Raw genomic sequence first — 18,041 nt, 5'->3', positions numbered from 1 at the left:
GGCAGAAACCCCGGCTTCAGCCTCGCGGAGGATACTGATGATCTGTTCGTCGGAAAAACGCTTCTTCATGGGAATGTCCTCATGTGGCTTATGAAGACATTACTAACATCGGTGTGTATTAATCAACGGGGAGCAGGTCAAAGGTGCTGGACCACCTTAATGCGAAGGACGGAAGAGGGACATTGTACTTTGCTGGGCAGGAGGGCCAGCAGGCATGGAAGATGAAAAGGGATATGCTTTCGCCGCACTACACAACGAGGTATGGAGATTTACCGCAGGTTAAATAAAGTATACTTGCTCAGCCTTGAACGGATAGGTTTCGTAAGCAGAATATCTTCAAATCTACAGGCAATTTTGAATGAGCTACGGGAATACTTTTATAGTGACAGAAAATTACACAACATCAGACATAACCTTCCTTCAATTAAAATTGTACTAAACTTTGTTTGGTTTATTCAAAATTTAACCAGAGGATACATATGACATTTAAAGAAAGACGCACCATTAGCAGGGGTATAAATCATGTGGGTCTTACGGTTCCAAACCTGCAACAGGCAACCGAATTTTTGCAAAATGCATTGGATGCTAAGTTTGTATACGACGGTCTAACCGATAGCGATTCTCCACGAGAAGGGGGGGATACCGAAAGGCAGTTGGGCCTGACAGAAGGTTCAATGATTATTAAACAGCGGCTGCTAAGAATTGGTAATGGTCCAAATCTGGAGCTTTTTGAGATAGTAAGCAGAGAACAGGCGCAACCGGTTAGGTTACAGGACTTTGGGTGGAACCACATTTCTCTTTATGTGGACGATATAGATTACGCGGTGGAAAGGGTAAGGGCAGCGGGAGGTCAGTTCCTTTCAGAAATTCATGGAAATTCGCGTCATGAAGATACCGATGGAAATGCCAGCGTATACTTCAAGGCACCTTGGGGCAGCCTGATAGAACTGCAATCAATACCTAATGGTTATTATTATCCTGAAGATAGTGAAGCAGACACATGGATACCTGAGCGATAGATGTTATGTTGCGGTTTAATCTACGTACGCAGTTTGATGGAGTTCCCCGCAGTGGACATTTCAATATCAGGAACGTCTGCTTTTGGCACGGACCGGACTGTCAGATTAGGTTTAGCTCAGGGGTGAAGTGGCATCAGATTAAACCTGATCCGGTATAAATAATGTTGCTATCTGACAGCAGTAATTCCCCACATCTCCCCAATAATTTTTAATGGAAAACGATTGTAGACAGGTAGCGTGTCTATTGTGTCGACGGACGAAGAAGGAAACAAAAAACCGTCTCTGTGATACGGTGGTTTAGTTATGAAGTGATTATGGAGATGTCAAAATTGGATCTAAGCGAAGAACGAGCAAAGTTGATGATGCTTTCTATGGGCAGGGCGGTGATGGACTTATCAGCTGCTAGTGAAAGAGTGACAAGTAAAAGCATTGCCAAAAAACTTGCAGAGTATCGCAGGGATTGTAGGGTTCTATCAGAGAAGCTTATCTACCTTGATGCTGAGTACATATTGATAGGATAGGTAAAAAAAAGCCCACAGAGGTGGGCGGTAAGGAGCATAAAGGTGGCAATGCAACTAACAGAGAATGCCTTAACCTCAGAGTAATCCTAGCCGACAGTAGGGGTGTTGCAAGTTAATGACTTGATTTTTTCTAACAAAAATCTGCCTTTGAAGCCGGGTTGCTTATGTTTTTTAAAACACTTGCAGGATACTTTAGCTGTATCTGATATCGGATGTAAGCCTCTCCTCCAGACCGTCTTTTAGTTTTGTCCTCGTTAACTATCATGGACACTTTCGCGAATATGGATGCTACCCTGGACAACAATGCGTATTACAACAGAAAACCTTGGATTTCCACAGCGCTGAGCCTGCGATTTAATGGCGCCCTGACTTACCGTGAAATCGCCGAAAAAATGACATGAGCTCTTCTGCTGCATTTTTCTTATGCGATGAATCCCATCGGAAGCGGGGCCAGGTTAAACACTATAATCCAGGCAACGAACGGCCACGTGTTGTCAGTTGCTGACTTTTCTGACCTGTTGAGAAGTACGCGACGCGTCCGGGACAGTCGCAGTTTTCAGCAGACAAGAGGCCTGAGTTTTATCCGCAGGCCTTTTTATTTATGATGAATGGAAGTGAGCTACACATCAGAAAAGGGCGCCATGATGCCAGTCTGATTGTCAAGCCCTACGGTTTCATTCAGGATTTGATTTTACGGTATGCAGGGTGAGTATTGACTCCCCACAAACCACCCAGCGCACTGACAATGGCCCCCACCAGAAGAGCGAAAAATGACCATAGTGCAATTTTTGCAGCCACGCTGGCGGCTTCATCAGCTTTCTCTTTTGCCTGTTTTTTTAATTCAGCGTACTGAGCCTTCGCATCGTTCAGATTACTCTGGAGCTGGGCCATACGTTCGCTTGCCTCCTGAACGGTTTTGTCACGAGCATGAATGAAGTTATCAACGGCCTTGTCTGCTTCTTCTGGTGACAGGCTGGTATTGTCTGCCAGTGCTTTTTTCACTTCATTCCTGTCGATACCTTTGCTGACTGCTTCGGCCCGTGATTTCAGTTTATCGCTTAAGGTATTAATAATGGCGTCACTGTTGCCCGGGTTGACGGCCAAATCTTTGACAGAACCAGCAATGTCACTTCCAGCTGCCTGAAGCTGGGATTGCAGAAACTCCGGCTGAAGTTCTTTAATATTGGTCTTGCGTAGTGCATCAAGTACCTGTCGATCGGCATCTGGGGCTGTGAGCTGAGTGTTCAATCCGAGCCTGTCAGCGAGGTTCTGGGCAATATCTGCTGTTACGCCCGATACTTTTCCTGCAGCACTACCTAGTCCACTCACTGCAGTGCCTGTGGCAGAAGCTGCTGCGCCAATGGCGTTTCCGGTCATGTTCAGAATGCCGCCAGCGGCGGCGAAGCCCAGCACTGAGGCCACGAGCAGGGACGTCGCCCATGAAAGAAATCCATGGATGGTTCCATCCTTACCCGCCAGTCTGCCAGCCACAAAACCGCCACAGGCCAGACTCAGCACTATCGAGATAACCGACCAGATTAGAACAGTCTTGCCAGCACCATTGACTACATCATCAGACTTAGGTGAAAGCATTGAAAAACCCAGGCTGGACCCAAGCGTAGCCAGAAGCAGGGACACTGCGATTACTGTTACCACGCCAGCGATGATACTACCCCATGAGACACGCCTGTTCAGATCCGCTTCTTTTACAAATTCCATTGTAATCTCCATTTAACCGCTAATGAAAAGGCGTGGTTAATCCACGCCTAGATTAATCTTAGTAAATAAATGGAGCACTGAGATCGATTAGCAGAAACAGGCATCAGCCACTCTGCCAGAGTTAGGGGATTTGGGGCACGGACGGTTAGTACTAAGCGCAAGACAGTGCATGTGAGACGCTTACATATCGGATTACTGACTGATTGAACTGGAGTCTCTTCCCTTCGCTAACAAAAGCCGCATTTCTGCGGCCTCTATTTACTCTAACGCCTTGCATGCGGGCGCGTATCACTGCACCGGCATTGCATAACCACCGATGATAAACCATGCCAGTAGCAATACAGCAGAAACGATGATGGCAACTGGGAACAGATATCCTATTTTCATGGGCTGTGACTTCCTGTTAGTTGTTATGGCTACTGGCGCTATTCTGGTTTCTCGTCAGTCTATTATGCTTTGAAATTGTATAGATAAATGGGAGAGGGAATAACCTGGCGATTTAATCAGTGTGAGGCGCTACTGCCATATAGACGGCTGTCACGCCACGGATGAGGATGTTCATCGCCTGTTCACCCATGTGCGCTTTCTGCAGGCATTAGCATAGATGTATACAATTTGTCCCATAGCCGTTTAAGGATTGTCAAATTAAGTGGGAGGCGAGGTTTGGCAATATGTGTTTCATCAAACGTTTTAGCACCAACCCATGATTAGTCGGCAGAAAAATTCACAGTAAGGCAATCGGTATTAATAGCCATTTTGCCTGAATCCAACAGGCGATGTGAGCAGGCAATCAGAAGTAAAACATTGTTCCCGAACATTATGATTAACGGATTACTGATAACTCGGGCTCCAGCAAAAGACTCATATCAAAACCAGTTATCCTAAAACCAAACTCTTTATATAAATTTAAAGCCCTTTGGTTGTCCGGTGATACTCTTAGCTCCACCTCAAACGCACCCTGACTAGCCAACTCATTCAGGAACGCACGGATAAAATCCCTGCCCATTCCCTTCCCCTGAAATTCTGGAATAAGCATTATATCTGATAAAAAAGCTGAGTTATCTTCCAGGCTGAACCACAGATATCCCACAGCCTGACTGTCATGTTCATAAGTTCTAAAGTGGTTATTTGGAGTAAGCATACCCGCAGGCAAAGCTGTTTTAAATGATTTCGACGCCTCTACTTGAGCTTTTTTACGGCTGTACCGATGATTTGTCATCAGGTCTTCAACATAGTCATTTGAAGATAGGTCTGCCCAGAGGTCAAACTCGTCGCAACGCATGGGCCTATAAATTGATTTAAGGATTTTTAATGGTTTTGTTTTCAATCTACTGTCTCACTCTTACTAATAAAGCAAACTCTGTACTACTCTACCGACTTAACCATCTATCCACTATGAAAAAATGTAACATATAGCTTTGCCAACTTAAAGTAATCCTGCTGACGCCGAAGTCTGCTCCTGGATCATAGCGGACCTCAGCGGTATCAAAAGAGTTACCATTGAGGTTTTCCACTAGCAATAGGATGTTGAATACACTGAGGTAAAAAATAGGATTAATGGCTAAATGTTCTCCCCAAAACTAGAAATAACGATAGCGATTTCGGCAAGTTTGTGCATGATGATTTGGGCGTAAAACCAAAAGCTGGTTGTCAGTAATGGTTAATAAAAACATCATCTTATGATGATTTTTGTATGTAGTGCTGCGTCATTAGTATCGTCCTGGGCCACGAATATGAATTAGGTATATCAAGTCACACAAAGTCAGTGGTAAGGATCTGGTTTTCAGTGATTATTTGGTCTGCATGAGAGTCTGAACCTGCGACCCCCGACCCCCGACCCCCGACCCCCGATGACGGATGGCAGTAAAGTGTTGGTATATTAAGTGTTGATAAGTCGGTAACTTGTTGATTTATAGCATTGCTATCTTTTCTGTTTATACCATACCTACAAGTTAACTTATTGATTTACTGTAATTATAGTGCGGTCTTGAAAACCGGCGACCCGAAAGGGTTCCAGAGTTCGAATCTCTGCGCTTCCGCCAACATTCGAAGGGGTTGCCGAAAGGCAGCCCCTTTTGCTTTGGCGCTGTAGCAACGCGCTGCAAGTGCAGGCTTTGTACATCACCTTCGTACACCTTTAGCCTTCCTGTAAGTTCCTGGCGACATCTTAAAGCTGCGGGTAAACAGCCGGTTAAAGCTCTGCTGTGAGTCAAAGCCGTACTTCACCGAAATATCGACGATTCGTTCCTGGGTATTTTTGAGATCCTGTGCCGCCAGCTGTAATTTTCTGATTCTGATGTATCGGCCAATACTTTCGCCTTTATAATATAAAAAAATTCTCTGGAAGTGCCATTTAGAGTAGCCAGAATAGCGAGCAACATCCTCTATTCGTAATCGACGATGAATATTATTATCTATCCAGCCGGTGATGGTTTCTATGACTTTGGCGGAAATCTTCATGCTGATATCTCTCAGTGTTAGTAAATGCTTAGTTACGCGTTGAACGCTGCAGTAGCGATTTAATGAAATTTCTAAGATGGCAGGATAAAATATAACGATCGATGTTTTTTGTTTTATCTGAATGGCAACGCCTGACGTTGTTTTTATATAAGGGTGGTTTCGGAGGGTGTTTTGAATGTATGCTTTTAACGTCTGTATTATTACAGACGTTAAAATCACCCTTTTCGTACAGGCATGCTTTAAAATCATGAACTCCCGTGGAGGAGAGAAATGCCACGAAGGTGAAAATCACAATAAGCGCGATCTTCATAACGATGCTTCGGCCTGTTGTTGTAATGAATACACAATGGCAAAAGAAATCAGAACGTATAATTGATGGCAAGCATACCGGTCGTACCGTCTTTTCTCATGACGATGGGGCTGTTGGAGGCTTTCTTATCAAGCCAGGCATAGCTCAGGCTAAACAAGCCTCCCCAGTGTTCGCTGAACTGATGGGTCAGCGTCAGGCTGGTATCCGTGCCGTAAAACCCACCGGCGCTGCTGTAGCGCGAGAAACCTGATCGGTTGTGCTGCTGTTCGTTGACGCCGTACCAGGTATTCATATAACGGGCATCGCCAAATAATGCGCTGGCCTGAAATGTAAGCGTATTAACTTCGTTCATAATCGGGATATAATTTATTGCTGTGGAATAAGATACGCCCTGGCCGTCATTTAACGGCAGCGTTGTTTTACCTTCAAAAACCAGCCAGGGGGCGACGGCCCAGCCAAGCGCAATACCCGAATTGACCGTAGACGAAATATCCCCCATGCCTTTAAGTTTATTCGAGCCTTTTCGCCAGCCTGAATTTTTATCCGTGCGGCCTGAATCGTAACCCAATGTTGGCTCGAAATATAAACCATTATCGCTTTGAAGATGAATGCCAAGCCCATTCATGGAATCAAAGAATATATTACTCATCTGAATGTGTATCAGTGGAATAACACTGGTGTTTTGTTCATTAGCTCCGCTGTATCGCGGAGAGGATATAGCTCCAAGGCCAAAGGTTGTCACGGTTTGATCAGAATTAAATTCACTTGCATACGATGATGAAATACTGGAAATTATCAGCGGTGCAATTATGTATTTTGTGCTTTTCTTCGTTAACATAATGATTCTCATCGTCAGGTGTTTATATTTTTTGTGCATACTTAGCTCAGTAAGTAAAAGGATTATGCTGAGGGCTTATCAATGAACGACCAGGGATTTGTGAAGAAACTGTCAAGGTAACATTAAATGAAAAATAAACGGGTCCTGGTGATTGAAGACGACGCTGATGCGGCAAATGTGTTGGAGGCCTATCTTAAACGCGAAGGCTATAGCGTTTCGGTGGCCGGGGATGGCCTGGCGGGCATGAACACGGTGGTTACCTGGAAGCCCGATCTTATTTTGCTGGACGTCATGCTCCCCGGGATGAACGGCACGGAAATTCTTGCGGCCGTCAGGCGAAAGGGCAATACGCCCGTCATCATGATCACCGCCATGGGCGAACCCTATGACAAGATCGGCGCTTTACGCTATGGCGCCGATGATTATGTGGTTAAGCCCTACAATCCCGGCGAAGTCATGGCCAGGGTGCAGGCCGTGCTCAGGCGCAGCCAGGCCAGCCAACTCCCCGCAGAAGATGTTTTACGCTGGGGTCCACTGGAGGTTGATGTCACCAATTTGGCGGCGCAGGTGTTGCATGAGGGACATCCTCCCCTGCGCCTGGATTTAACGCTCACCGAGTTTTCTATTTTGAAAACGCTAATGCGTGCCTCGACGAGGCCGCTCAGCCGCCAGTTTTTGCTCGAAGAGTGCCTCCCGGAAAGCGACGCTCTGGAGCGAGTGGTGGACACGCATGTCTATAACTTAAGGAAAAAGCTTGAGGCGGCGGGAGTTGATAATCTCATTCTGAACGTACGTGGCATTGGCTACAGGTTCTGCAAACCATGAACAACAAAAAGAGCAAATCGCTCCTGCTGTGGATATCGATTCGTATCATCGTGGTGGCCGTCAGCGTACTGTTTTTCATCGTACTGGCGATGTGGAGCATCTACGCGGTTCAGTATTACTGGGTTGTGCATCACATGTCGCCTGCCGCTTACCAGGAGTTTCTGACGCTGCGGGCGAACCCTGACTTAGACATTGTTCGTTTTCATCAAATTGTGGATGCCCGCTGGGGAATTGAATACAGCACGCCTTCCATCAGCTCTCTCAACTGGGGCTGGCTGTTTATCTTTATTTCCATGGCGACCCCATTTGTGATCGTCAGCTGTTTACGCGCCACGCGTCCGCTTGCCGCGCAGTTTCGCAGCCTGACGGACGTCGCGGAGATAGTGGCTCAGGGGGATTTCAATCAACAGGCAAAACGGGTGGATGAATGCCCGGCGGAGGTGACTCGCTTTGCCAGCAACTTCAATAAAATGATTAGCCAGCTGGCGCTGTACGAACGCGAGCTTAAGGCCGCGCACGTCGCGGCCGCACATGAACTGCGCTCACCGCTTACCGCCGCTATGGGGCGGCTGCAGGGCATGATCGACCATGTGTTTCCGGCGGATGAAAAACAGCTGAATATGGTGATGACGCAGCTAAAAAACCTCAGCCACCTGACCGATGATTTGCACTTCCTTTCCCTGGCGAGCGCGGGGCAACTCTCGCTCCAGCACGGCGTATTCTCGCTTTCTGAAGTCCTGAATGAACGGGTAGCATGGCTAAAACCCCAGCTGGAAGCGGCCGGGATGTCCGTCTCGGTGGAGGCGGAAGATGAATTCTATTACTCAGGAGATGAAGCCCGACTGGGGCAGGTCTTCACCATTATCATTGAGAACATGCTTCGCTATTGCAGCAAGGGCGATCGCATGTCCATTCGCTTTCGCCATCTTAAGCAGGGCATTGAAATCCAGTTTCTTGATACCGGGCCTGGCGTCGCCGGGGATTATCTGCCGCATATTTTTGAGCGTTTCACCCGCGGGGAGCGTTCGCGGGCAAGAGATTCAGGCGGCAGCGGGCTGGGGCTTTCTATTGCCAGAGAAATCTGTCATGCGCACCACGGGGATATCCACGCCAGCCTGCCTGCTGAGGGCGGGTTGCTGATGACGATAACTCTGCCGGTGCCGCTCAGTGAAGATGGAACCTGACTTACTCGTACCAGGCTGGTGCCAGGGTGAACTGCGGCCAGGCATCGGGATCGTGGCCGGGAATCAGCCTTGCCCCGTTGCACTCGGTCAGGTTTCTCAATTTTGCCACCGAGCGTGCAGCGTCGCTGGCTGAGGTCATCAAGCCCGGAAGCGCGCGGTCATAAAAATGATCCAGCGTATAGGCCGCATCAATCGCCAGCGTGAATGCCTTGCCGCTAGTGAGCGTCACCAGAAACGACTGATGCCCCGGCGAATGTCCCGGGGTCGAAATGCAGCGCAGCGTCCCGTCGCCGTACAAATCAAAACCGTCCTCATCCAGCAACTGCCAGTTCAGATTCTGGCGGGCAAAATCCTTGCGGCAATAGGCGCCTGCGGTGAACCAGTCCGGCTGAAAGGCATAGTTGTATTCCTGCCGCTGCACGATATGCAAAGCGTTAGGGAAGCGCCCAATGGCGCCGGTGTGGTCAGAGTGCAGGTGAGAAAGTAATACATAGCGAATCTCTTCCGGCTCAATGCCCAGCGCACGCAGCTGCGCCACGCATCCCTGTTCTTCGGTCATTAACGGCTGATAATGTTTGACCGTATCTCCCCAGTATGCCCGAGGATCGGCTAACCCTTCTGCCGCTAGCCCGCCGTCAATAATGGCGTGGCCTTTCGGGTGAGTCAGAAGGAACCAAGGGACGGGGATTTCATAGTGGCTCCCTTCCCCCTGATTCATCCTGATATCGTGATACTTGCAGCGTTGAGTGCCGGACTGGAAAAGATAAAGTCTGATCTCTGCCATGATGATATTCCTGATTAGTAAGAGCATTTGATAACGCATAAGCCGTCAGTTTTATGTAAATTGCACTGGCGCAGTAGATATCTGTTACTGCTTTCATCTATCGGAAAAACCAATATACTCAGTCCATGGATCTTCTGGCGGCAATGCGAATTTATGTGCGGGTGGTGGAGCGGGGCAGTATGTCCGCCGCCGCGCGCGATATCGGCATCGGACAGCCGGCGGTGAGTGAGAGGATTGAGCGGCTGGAAGCTCACCTTGGCACCCGTCTGCTGCGGCGAAACACGCGCCGAATGTCCATGACCGACAGCGGAGCGCTATTCTATGAACGCAGTAAAGTCGTGATTTCGGCGGCAGATCTTGCGCTGGCGGTCGTGGATGAGCGGGTGGGGCTAAAAGGGCTGATTCGCATCGCAGCACCCTTCGGCGCGGGTGAAGAAATTCTGATGCCCGCCTTGCTGAAGCTGAGAGCAAACCATCCCGATCTGAATATTGAGCTGGTCCTGAACGATCGCGTAGTCGATCCGGTGACGGAGGGCGTCGATATTTCGTTCAGGCTTGGTGATCCGGGTGAAGGCGATTTTGTGGCGTATCAGCTGGGTAATGTGCGGCGGGTGCTGGTGGCTTCCCCGGAGTATTTGGTGCGAAACGGTACGCCAACTTCCCCCGACGACCTGATTCACCATGCTTTTGCGCGAGTATCTGGCCTGTTTAACGACAACCGGCTACCGCTTATTTCACAACATAACCAGATTATCAGCGCCCGGCTGAACGTGGTGTTCAGCGCCAATCACTGGCGGCCGCTCAACACAATGCTGAGGGCGGGTGCCGCGCTCGGCGTGTTGCAATATCCGGTATGTCACCAGGCGCTGGAAAACGGCCAGCTTGTCGCTCTACTGCCGGAATACGCTGTGCCGCCATTTAGCGCCTTTTTACTTTACCCACCAATAAATAAAGCCTCCCGCGAGGTCAGTGCGTGTGTCGCATTCCTGAAAGACACGCTCGCGGAGGCTCTCGCGTAACCTCTCAGGCCACAAACTCGGGGGGATCAAACGCGGTAATCGGCGGGAGTACTTCTTTCCAAAGCTCAATTTCTACCCGGCAGCTTTGGGCGCTGCAACCCTGACCCAGGCGCGAAGAGCCCCGATCCTCGGTCAATACATTCGGATTGCCGTGTTTATCTAAAGAGCCCGGCGTGGAAGGATCCATCGGGTCATACCAGGCTCCGGTCGAGATCTGAACCACTCCCGGCAGGATCTGGTTACTGATGTGAACGCCAGCCAGAATGGCACCCCGGCCATTAAAGACCTTTACCACTTCCCCTTCCTGGATCCCGCGTTTACGGGCATCAGCCGGGTGCATCCACAGCGGCTCGCGCCCCTGAATTTTAGTGGCCCGGCTGACGCTGCCGTGGTCATACTGGCTGTGCAGTCGGGTGCGTGGCTGGCTGGAAAGCAGGTGCAAAGGCCACTGCCTGGCCTGCTGTTGCTGATAAGCGGCCTCTTCTTCATCCCAGAAGGGAAAGCCGGGGCACTCCCGATAGCCGAAACCGGCCACGGTGTCTGAATAAAGCTCAATTTTTCCCGACGGGGTGGAAAGCGGGGACTGTTGCGGATCTGCGCGGAAATCGGCCAGAAAAACTTGTGGCTTAGCGGGCGGCATGAACTCCAGTTTTCCCTTCTCCCAGAAGGTGTCAAAAGAGGGAAGCTCTACGCCGTCTTCCTGCGCTCTCTCCCGTGACGATTCATACAGATGCGGCAACCAGTCGGCGGCGGTCCGCCCTTCGCTGAAGGCGTCGTAAAAGCCCAATTTTTTCGCGAGCGCACAGAAAATGGTGTAATCATCCTGCGCTTCCGCGAGGGCCGGGATCTGCTGGCGCATAGCAATCATAAAGCCGTCATGGCTGCCGCTGCCGATATCGTCACGTTCAAGAGAAGTCGTCACCGGCAACACAATGTCGGAAAACTTCGCCTGCGCCGTCCAGTACTGCTCGTGTGCAACGATGGTTTCCGGTCTACGCCAGGCTTCAACCAGGCGGTTGAGATCCTGATGATGATGGAAAGCGTTGCCGCCAGCCCAATAGACGAGGCGAATATCGGGGTAGTGGCAGAGCTTGCCATCAAATTCATATTCACCGCCGGGATGTAACAACATGTCCGACAGGCGGGCCACGGGAATAGCCGTTTTTATCTTGTTCTCTCCTGCGGGAAGGCGAGGCCCGGAAAAAGGCACGCGCGCAGCACCTGCAAGATTGGTACAGGCATAGCCGAAAGCCAAACCTCCACCAGGCGTGCCTATCTGGCCTAGAAGAGAAGTCAGCGCCACGGTTGCCCAGTACGCCTGTTCTCCCTGGCGAGCACGCTGAATGGACCAGGAAATATTGATCATCGTGCGCTTGCCCGCCATGGTACGCGCGAGCGTTAAGATTTGTTCGGCATCAATGCCGGTGATATCTGCCGCCCAGTCAGCGGTTTTAGGCACGCCGTCGTGCTCGCCGAAAAGATAGCGGCGCAGCTGTTCGAAGCCAACGGTATGGCTATGGATAAAGGCTGCATCGTGCAGAGACTCTGCAATCAATGTATGGCAAAGCGCCAGCAGCAGTGCGGTGTCGGTGCCTGGGCGAATTGCCAGCCAGCGGGCGCTTTCTACGGCGCTGAGATCGTTTTGTACCGGGCTGATGTTCACGAACTGCACGCCATTTTGCGCCAGACGCTCAAGCCAGTGCTTCAGCATGTGGTCGTTTGCGCCGCCGCCGTTAACCTGAGCATTTCTAAGCGGTAGCCCGCCGATGGCCACAAACATTTCGCAATGTTCTGCCAGCACGGAGAAATGGGTGTGTTGTTTATGCAGCGGGCTTAACGGGCCAAGAATATGCGGCAGGATCCGTTCTCCGGCCGCGCTGCTGTAGGTATTGGTACTGGCGGTGTAGCCGCCAAAGCCTTTAAGAAAACGGTGCAGCTGGCTTTGGGCATGGTGAAAGCGCCCGGCGCTGGCCCAGCCGTAAGAGCCGCCAAAAATCGCTTCGTTACCACATCGCTCCTGCACCGAGCGGAGATCGCGTGCCAGCAAATCCAACGCCTGCTCCCAGCTCACCTCGACAAAAGGCTCTTTCCCTCTGCCTTCGCGTGAGGCCGGGCCGTTTTGCAGGTAGCCGAGGCGAACTGCCGGGCGACGAATCCGGGTATTCCCGGTGACGGCATCCGCCAGAGACTGGCCGATGCGGGAGGGGTTTTTGTCCCACGAGACGGGAGAAACGGCGGCGATACGATCGCCCTCGGTGGTGACCTGGTAGGTTCCCCAGTGCATTACCGCCAGCTGATGTTCCGCTTTCATGCTTATACCATGCGTTTTCAATAGGGCTAATGCGGCATCATACGGGGAGGTGGGCGCAAAGAGGAAATTCATCCAGCGATGAAAAATAAGGCAAATTGGTCGAACTTTAGCGAATACTGTTTCATTTAAATAAGTCGACAGGATTTATAATTAACTGGCAAGAATATATCGTCGTTTAATTTTATTTTAAGGGGTTTTGTTTTCTCTCTAAAAATAATTAACCCATGTATTTAGTGTTGTTGAATTATTTTCTTGTTGTCTGTTTTACATGTGTTTTTTTCATGTTTGTTTACCTCATTCTAAAGTGACTTAATGACATGGCTGTGGAAAGTATAAGATATATCTATTTTTTATTTTGGCTTGATAATGCTTGTTGTCATGCTGTCGCTTAATGGTCTTTTTTTGCCGGAGGCCAGGGCGCTCGCGACATTTATTGTCTCAAATAAGTGTAGCGGAATAAGCCCTTGCTGCCAGGCTGAAACCCGGATCATCAGGCGTAAGTGTGAATAATAACTACAGGATAACTATAGCAATGAAGGGTAAAAAAAGACTTCTGTCTGCCGCCGTAGGCCTGGTGTCGCTGGCATCAGGTGCTGCTTTCGCCACAGACACGCTCTCATTACAGGGGAAAACAATCGGGGTTGCCGTCGTGGGAACCCAGCATTTTTGGGATCGCGAAGCCTATAAGGGCGCTACCGAAGAAGTGGAAAAGCTGGGCGGCAAGGTTATCGGCGTGGATGGTGGCAGGGATAACCAGGTTCATGCCAATAACCACGATATTCTGCTGTCCCGGAAGGTAGATGCCGTAATCAGTATTTTGGGCGACAGTGCCGTTGAGCCTAAATTTAAAGCATTGCGCGACGCTGGTATTCCGGTCTTTACCGTTGACCATGTTTCTCAGTATTCCGTGAATAACACGACGTCTGACAACTACACTTTGGGCTCAACCATTGGCCGTTATATGGCTGATGCGCTTGGCGGCAAAGGTAATGTTGCGGTATTTAACGCATTCTCTAATTCATTACGCATTTGCGGCATACGTTATGACCAATGGAAATATGTCCTGAAGGACTACCCGGATATTAAAATTATTCAACCGGAGCTGGCAGAACAATTTGCTAACTCGCCGGAGGATGCTCGTAAGAAAACCCTCGAGTTACTTAGCCAGTATCCGAAAGGCAAGCTGGATGCTATCCATGTAGCCTGCTGGGACCAGCCGGCTATCGGTATCGTGCAGGCGCTGGAAGAGACCGGACGTGATAAAGATGTGAAGGTCACCGCCATCGACGCCGGCCCGGAAACGCTGGAAATCATGGCGGAAAAAGACAGTCCGCTGGTGGCCAACGTTGCTCAGCAGCCTCACCTGATTGGCCAGACGTCTGCCGAAAACGTGGCTCGCTACTTCGCAGGCCAGAAGCTACCAATTCAGACCTTTATCCCGGTTATCCCGGTGAAAGGCCCGGATGAAGCTAAAGCCGTGTACAAAAAACTGGGTTACGGTGAGCTGAAGTAGTGGACGCGGCAAAAACGCAGCGCGGCCTGGTGATGGACCGCATCAGTAAACGATTTGCCAATGTGACCGCGTTAAACGCGGTCACGCTGACGATCGGCCCCGGTGAAATTCACGGGCTTATCGGTGAAAACGGCGCGGGCAAATCCACCTTAATTAAAATTCTTGCCGGGGTTTACCAGGCCGATGGCGGCGCGGCCACGCTCGACGGCATCCCGCTTCCGCTGGGTAAGCCCGCGGCGATTGAGGCCCAGGGAATACGCGTTATTCATCAGGAACTTAATCTAATCCCACATTTTACCGTTGCCGAGTCGGTGTTTCTGGGGCAGGAATATCGCCGTGCCGGTGGGCTGTTGGACAGCAGGCGTATGCGACAGGCGACGAGAGATTTTTTCCTCCGTACCTGGAAACTGGATATCAACCCCGACCGCCTGATCCGGCAACTGAGTCTGGCCGAACGCAAGCTCGTGCAAATCGCCAGGGCGCTGATTGACGGCGCGGCAAAGCTGGTGGTCTTCGACGAACCTACGGCGCCGCTCGAAGCTCACGAAGCGAGCCTGGTGTCTGACGCTATCCTGCGTCTCAAGGAGCAGGGCATCGCGATTCTGTACATCTCCCATTACCTCAACGAAATTGCCGCGCTGTGCGATGCGGGCACCGTGCTGCGCAACGGGGAAGTGGTGGGCTACCCGGATCGCGAAGTGCTGCAGAATACCGATGCCGTCATTCATATGATGGTCGGCAGAGAAATTGACCGACTTTATACCCCTCGTCAGCACGAGGCTGATCCCACGGCTGGAGAAACACCGCTGCTTGCCGTGCGTTCGCTGTCTGACGGGCAGCAGCTACAGGACATCAGCTTTGAAATCCGTAAAGGTGAAATTGTCGGTCTGGCAGGGCTGCTGGGCGCGGGAAGGGACGTGCTGGTGGATACACTTTACGGACTGAACACGGCGAAAAAGGGCGAGATTGTCATAGAAGGGCGCTCCCGCCGTATTCGCTCCCCGCGGCAGGCTATCCGGGCCGGTATGGCGCTTGTACCTCGCGATCGCCGTCATCAGGGGCTGATCCTGCCGTTTTCGGCCACCGATAACATCAACCTTGCGTCGCTGCCGGACACGGCAACGTTTGGCTGGGAACACCGTTCCCGGGCGCTGCAAAAAGCCCTGGACTGGATTGCGCGGCTGAGTATTCGTCCTGCACTCCCGGCGCTGCCAGTACGCTTTATGAGTGGTGGAAATCAGCAAAAGGTGATTCTTGCCCGCTGGCTGGGGACTGACGCCCGCTTGTTTATTCTTGATGAGCCCACGCTCGGCGTCGATATCGGCGCACGCAGCGATATCTATCAGCGCACCCGACAGCTTGCCGAGCAGGGGCGTTCGGTGCTGGTTTCTTCCAGCGACGCGACCGAACTGCTGGGCCTGTGCGACCGCATTCTGGTGATGTGGCGCGGGGAAATGGTGGCGAACTTGCCCACTCAGGGACTGACCCTTGACGCGCTACTGGCAACGATTAACGGTGGGCAGGAGCATGCAGCATGATGATTGAAATTCGCCGTTTTGGGACAGGTCGCTCCGTTGCGTTGTTTGAAAAATTTCCGCTGCTGCTGTTTGTTGGCCTGTTTGTCTGGCTAAGCATTCAATCGCCGTGGTTCCTTAGCTGGCAGAACATCAGCCTGATGTTGGTGCAAAGCGTGCCGCTGGCGATCCTGAGCTTTGGCCTTGTCTGCGTGATTGCTGCCGGGGGAGATGACGTCGTTTCCGGCGGGATCGATCTTTCGCTCCCGGCCATCGCCGTGTTCGGCGTGGCGCTGTTAAGCCTGGGCATGAGCGAATGGCTGACGCCGTGGCCGCTGCTCTTACTGCTGGTGGCGGCGCTGAGTCTGCTGTGCGGGGGCATCAACGCGCTGTTGGTACTGGTTACCGGACTGCCACCGCTGTTGGCAACGCTCTCAACCTCGGTGGCCTTTACCGGCCTGACCGATCTGCTGACCGGGCAGCGCCGGATTAGCGTCAGCGACCCGCTGATGGTGGCGTTTCGCGACGGCAGCATGCTGGGCATTCCTTATGTGCTGATTTATCTGCTGCTGGTCTTCGTAGGCTTCCAGCTTTTGCTGCATCACACCCGCTTTGGCCAGCACTTGCAGGCGACGGGGGGCAGCAAAGACATGGCGCAGATGTCCGGGCTTAACGTGCGCCGTCTTATCCTCGCGTCCTGGCTTATTGCCGCCGTTGCGGCCGGGCTGGCGGTCTTCCCGCTGCTGGCGCAGGGGTCGGGCAGTTCCAGCGGAACCGCTACGCCTTTACTGATGGAGACGGTGCTGGCGACCTTCCTGGGCGCAGCCTTCTCCCGTCGCCGCGTGGTTACCGTTTGGGGGGCGCTTCTGGGGGCTATCCTGGTCAACGCCTTGTCTAACGGTCTTGGATTACTGGGGGTTAATATCTTCTGGGTCGGTGCCATTAAAGGCGGACTGATTCTTGTGGTGCTGGCGGCTTCTGCCCTGCAGCAGAAAGGGGGCAATAAATAATGAAAGTTTTTTCTGCTCTGGCGGCAACGCGTCCGGCCGGTGAGTCCGGGAGAAAACCGCGGGCCTGGCTGTCACGTGCGGGCTTTGCGCTGGTCACGCTGTTTTTCATTGTCCTGTTTAGCTGGTCAAACCCCGTTTTCCTGACGCTGGATAACTGGAGCAATTTACTTCAGGGCAGCGCCATTCTGCTGATTGTGGCGCTGGCGATGACGCTGATTGTCAGCGCAGGGGCGATCGATCTCTCCGTCGGCGTGGCTATCGACTTTGGCGCCATGCTGGCTTTAATTGCGCTCAAAACCTGGCAGCTTCCCTGGCAGGTGGCTGTGCTGTGCGCCCTGTTGGGCGGCGTGGTGATAGGCCTGGTCAACGCTTTTCTTATCCTCGCCTGCCGCATTAAACCGTTTTTGGCGACGCTAGGTACCTGGTTTATTGCCAGCAGCGCCGAGCGTATTTACACCGACGGCGGCGGGGCGATTTCCTGGCGGCGCATGGCCCCGGAATATCACGATTTAGCGGTGGGCAATGTTGGAGGGATCCCCACGCCGGTGCTTATCGTGCTCGTGGTCTGGCTGGTCGCCTGGCTGCTGACCGAACGGACGCTGTTTGGTAAGCGGGTGCGTGCGATTGGGCAAAACAGTGAAGCGGCGCGTATAGCCGGGATAGCCGATAAGCGAACCCTGTTCTGGGTGCTGATTGCCGCTTCGGCAATGTGTGCCGTGGGCGGCATTATTCTGTCTGCCAACCTGCGCCAGTTTACGCCGCTCGCCGGGCAGTCTTACCTGATGGATGCCATTGCCGCCGTGTTTATCGGCACCGCTTTTCAGCGTCAGGGGCGCGTGAGCATGGGGGGGACGCTTGGCGGCGTGCTGTTCCTCGCGATTATTGATAACGGGCTTAACCTGATGGGGCTGAACTACCTGGTGAAAGAGGCGCTGGTGGGCGTGATCCTGGTGGTGGCGCTGGCCGTTTCATTCTGGCAGGCGCGACTGCGCCAGCAGCACCAGTGAGGGCGTT

At 51.8% G+C, this 18,041-nt stretch carries 15 protein-coding genes and 1 pseudogene; 9 read left to right on the top strand and 7 right to left on the bottom strand.

Going from position 1 to position 18,041, the window contains the following annotated elements; genetic code table 11:
* Window positions 1-140: 140 nt before the first annotated feature.
* Window positions 141-287: pseudogene (locus WFN87_RS20295) on the top strand (DUF4113 domain-containing protein); the annotation flags it as partial.
* Window positions 288-479: 192 nt separating this feature from the next.
* On the top strand, window positions 480-1,019 hold the full coding sequence (locus WFN87_RS20290) for a VOC family protein (protein WP_166993647.1): 540 nt from the start codon (window positions 480-482) through the stop codon (window positions 1,017-1,019).
* Window positions 1,020-2,218: 1,199 nt separating this feature from the next.
* On the opposite strand, the gene WFN87_RS20285 is transcribed toward WFN87_RS20290, so the two are convergent.
* The 5 genes from WFN87_RS20285 to WFN87_RS20265 all read right to left on the bottom strand — a co-directional run bounded on the left by WFN87_RS20285 (window position 2,219) and on the right by WFN87_RS20265 (window position 6,867).
* Window positions 2,219-3,259, bottom strand: coding sequence for a YrzE family protein (locus WFN87_RS20285; RefSeq protein ID WP_166993649.1), 1,041 nt, complete (start codon window positions 3,257-3,259; stop codon window positions 2,219-2,221).
* Window positions 3,260-3,547: 288 nt separating this feature from the next.
* Window positions 3,548-3,646: a YoaK family small membrane protein gene (locus tag WFN87_RS20280; RefSeq protein ID WP_034810062.1), complete on the bottom strand. Its 99-nt coding sequence runs from the start codon at window positions 3,644-3,646 to the stop codon at window positions 3,548-3,550.
* Between the two features lie 436 nt (window positions 3,647-4,082).
* On the bottom strand, window positions 4,083-4,586 hold the full coding sequence (locus WFN87_RS20275; RefSeq protein ID WP_034810064.1) for a GNAT family N-acetyltransferase: 504 nt from the start codon (window positions 4,584-4,586) through the stop codon (window positions 4,083-4,085).
* Between the two features lie 794 nt (window positions 4,587-5,380).
* On the bottom strand, window positions 5,381-5,719 hold the full coding sequence (locus WFN87_RS20270; protein WP_166994039.1) for a helix-turn-helix domain-containing protein: 339 nt from the start codon (window positions 5,717-5,719) through the stop codon (window positions 5,381-5,383).
* Between the two features lie 359 nt (window positions 5,720-6,078).
* On the bottom strand, window positions 6,079-6,867 hold the full coding sequence (locus WFN87_RS20265) for a MipA/OmpV family protein (protein WP_336709656.1): 789 nt from the start codon (window positions 6,865-6,867) through the stop codon (window positions 6,079-6,081).
* Between the two features lie 126 nt (window positions 6,868-6,993).
* On the opposite strand from WFN87_RS20265, the gene WFN87_RS20260 reads away from it, so the two are divergent.
* Window positions 6,994-7,692 carry a response regulator gene (locus WFN87_RS20260; protein WP_008455681.1) on the top strand — a complete coding sequence of 233 codons (699 nt, stop codon included), beginning with the start codon at window positions 6,994-6,996 and terminating at the stop codon, window positions 7,690-7,692.
* Complete coding sequence (locus WFN87_RS20255) at window positions 7,689-8,876, top strand: sensor histidine kinase (protein ID WP_336983859.1); 1,188 nt, start codon at window positions 7,689-7,691, stop codon at window positions 8,874-8,876. Before WFN87_RS20260 ends, WFN87_RS20255 begins: the two co-directional genes overlap by 4 nt.
* Before the next feature lies 1 nt (window position 8,877).
* On the opposite strand, the gene attM is transcribed toward WFN87_RS20255, so the two are convergent.
* On the bottom strand, window positions 8,878-9,660 hold the full coding sequence (gene attM, locus WFN87_RS20250; RefSeq protein ID WP_336983858.1) for an AttM family quorum-quenching N-acyl homoserine lactonase: 783 nt from the start codon (window positions 9,658-9,660) through the stop codon (window positions 8,878-8,880).
* Between the two features lie 143 nt (window positions 9,661-9,803).
* Here attM and WFN87_RS20245 point away from each other — a divergent pair, with 143 nt between their 5' ends.
* On the top strand, window positions 9,804-10,679 hold the full coding sequence (locus tag WFN87_RS20245; RefSeq protein ID WP_336983857.1) for a LysR family transcriptional regulator: 876 nt from the start codon (window positions 9,804-9,806) through the stop codon (window positions 10,677-10,679).
* Between the two features lie 4 nt (window positions 10,680-10,683).
* Here WFN87_RS20245 and WFN87_RS20240 read toward each other — a convergent pair whose 3' ends face one another.
* Window positions 10,684-12,990, bottom strand: a complete 2,307-nt coding sequence (locus tag WFN87_RS20240) for a molybdopterin-dependent oxidoreductase (RefSeq protein WP_336983856.1) — start codon at window positions 12,988-12,990, stop codon at window positions 10,684-10,686.
* A 532-nt stretch (window positions 12,991-13,522) separates the two neighbouring features.
* Between WFN87_RS20240 and WFN87_RS20235 the strand changes: the two genes are divergently transcribed.
* The 4 genes from WFN87_RS20235 to WFN87_RS20220 are packed head-to-tail and all read left to right on the top strand — an operon-like array spanning window position 13,523 to window position 18,034.
* Window positions 13,523-14,503 (top strand): sugar ABC transporter substrate-binding protein, encoded by a 981-nt coding sequence (locus WFN87_RS20235; protein ID WP_336983855.1) that lies wholly within the window; start codon window positions 13,523-13,525, stop codon window positions 14,501-14,503.
* A gap of 32 nt (window positions 14,504-14,535) precedes the next feature.
* On the top strand, window positions 14,536-16,041 hold the full coding sequence (locus WFN87_RS20230) for a sugar ABC transporter ATP-binding protein (protein ID WP_336983862.1): 1,506 nt from the start codon (window positions 14,536-14,538) through the stop codon (window positions 16,039-16,041).
* Window positions 16,038-17,027, top strand: a complete 990-nt coding sequence (locus WFN87_RS20225; protein WP_166993664.1) for an ABC transporter permease subunit — start codon at window positions 16,038-16,040, stop codon at window positions 17,025-17,027. The genes WFN87_RS20230 and WFN87_RS20225 overlap by 4 nt, the downstream gene beginning before the upstream one ends.
* Entirely contained in the window at window positions 17,027-18,034 is a 1,008-nt protein-coding gene (locus tag WFN87_RS20220) for an ABC transporter permease (protein ID WP_336983854.1), read from the top strand. The genes WFN87_RS20225 and WFN87_RS20220 overlap by 1 nt, the downstream gene beginning before the upstream one ends.
* The last annotated feature ends 7 nt before the right edge of the window (window positions 18,035-18,041 follow it).

This window comes from Cedecea sp. AS113 (assembly GCF_037152415.1).
GTDB lineage: Bacteria > Pseudomonadota > Gammaproteobacteria > Enterobacterales > Enterobacteriaceae > Cedecea.
Note: the sequence above shows the minus strand (reverse complement) of the source record. Positions and strands in the feature narration are given on the sequence as shown.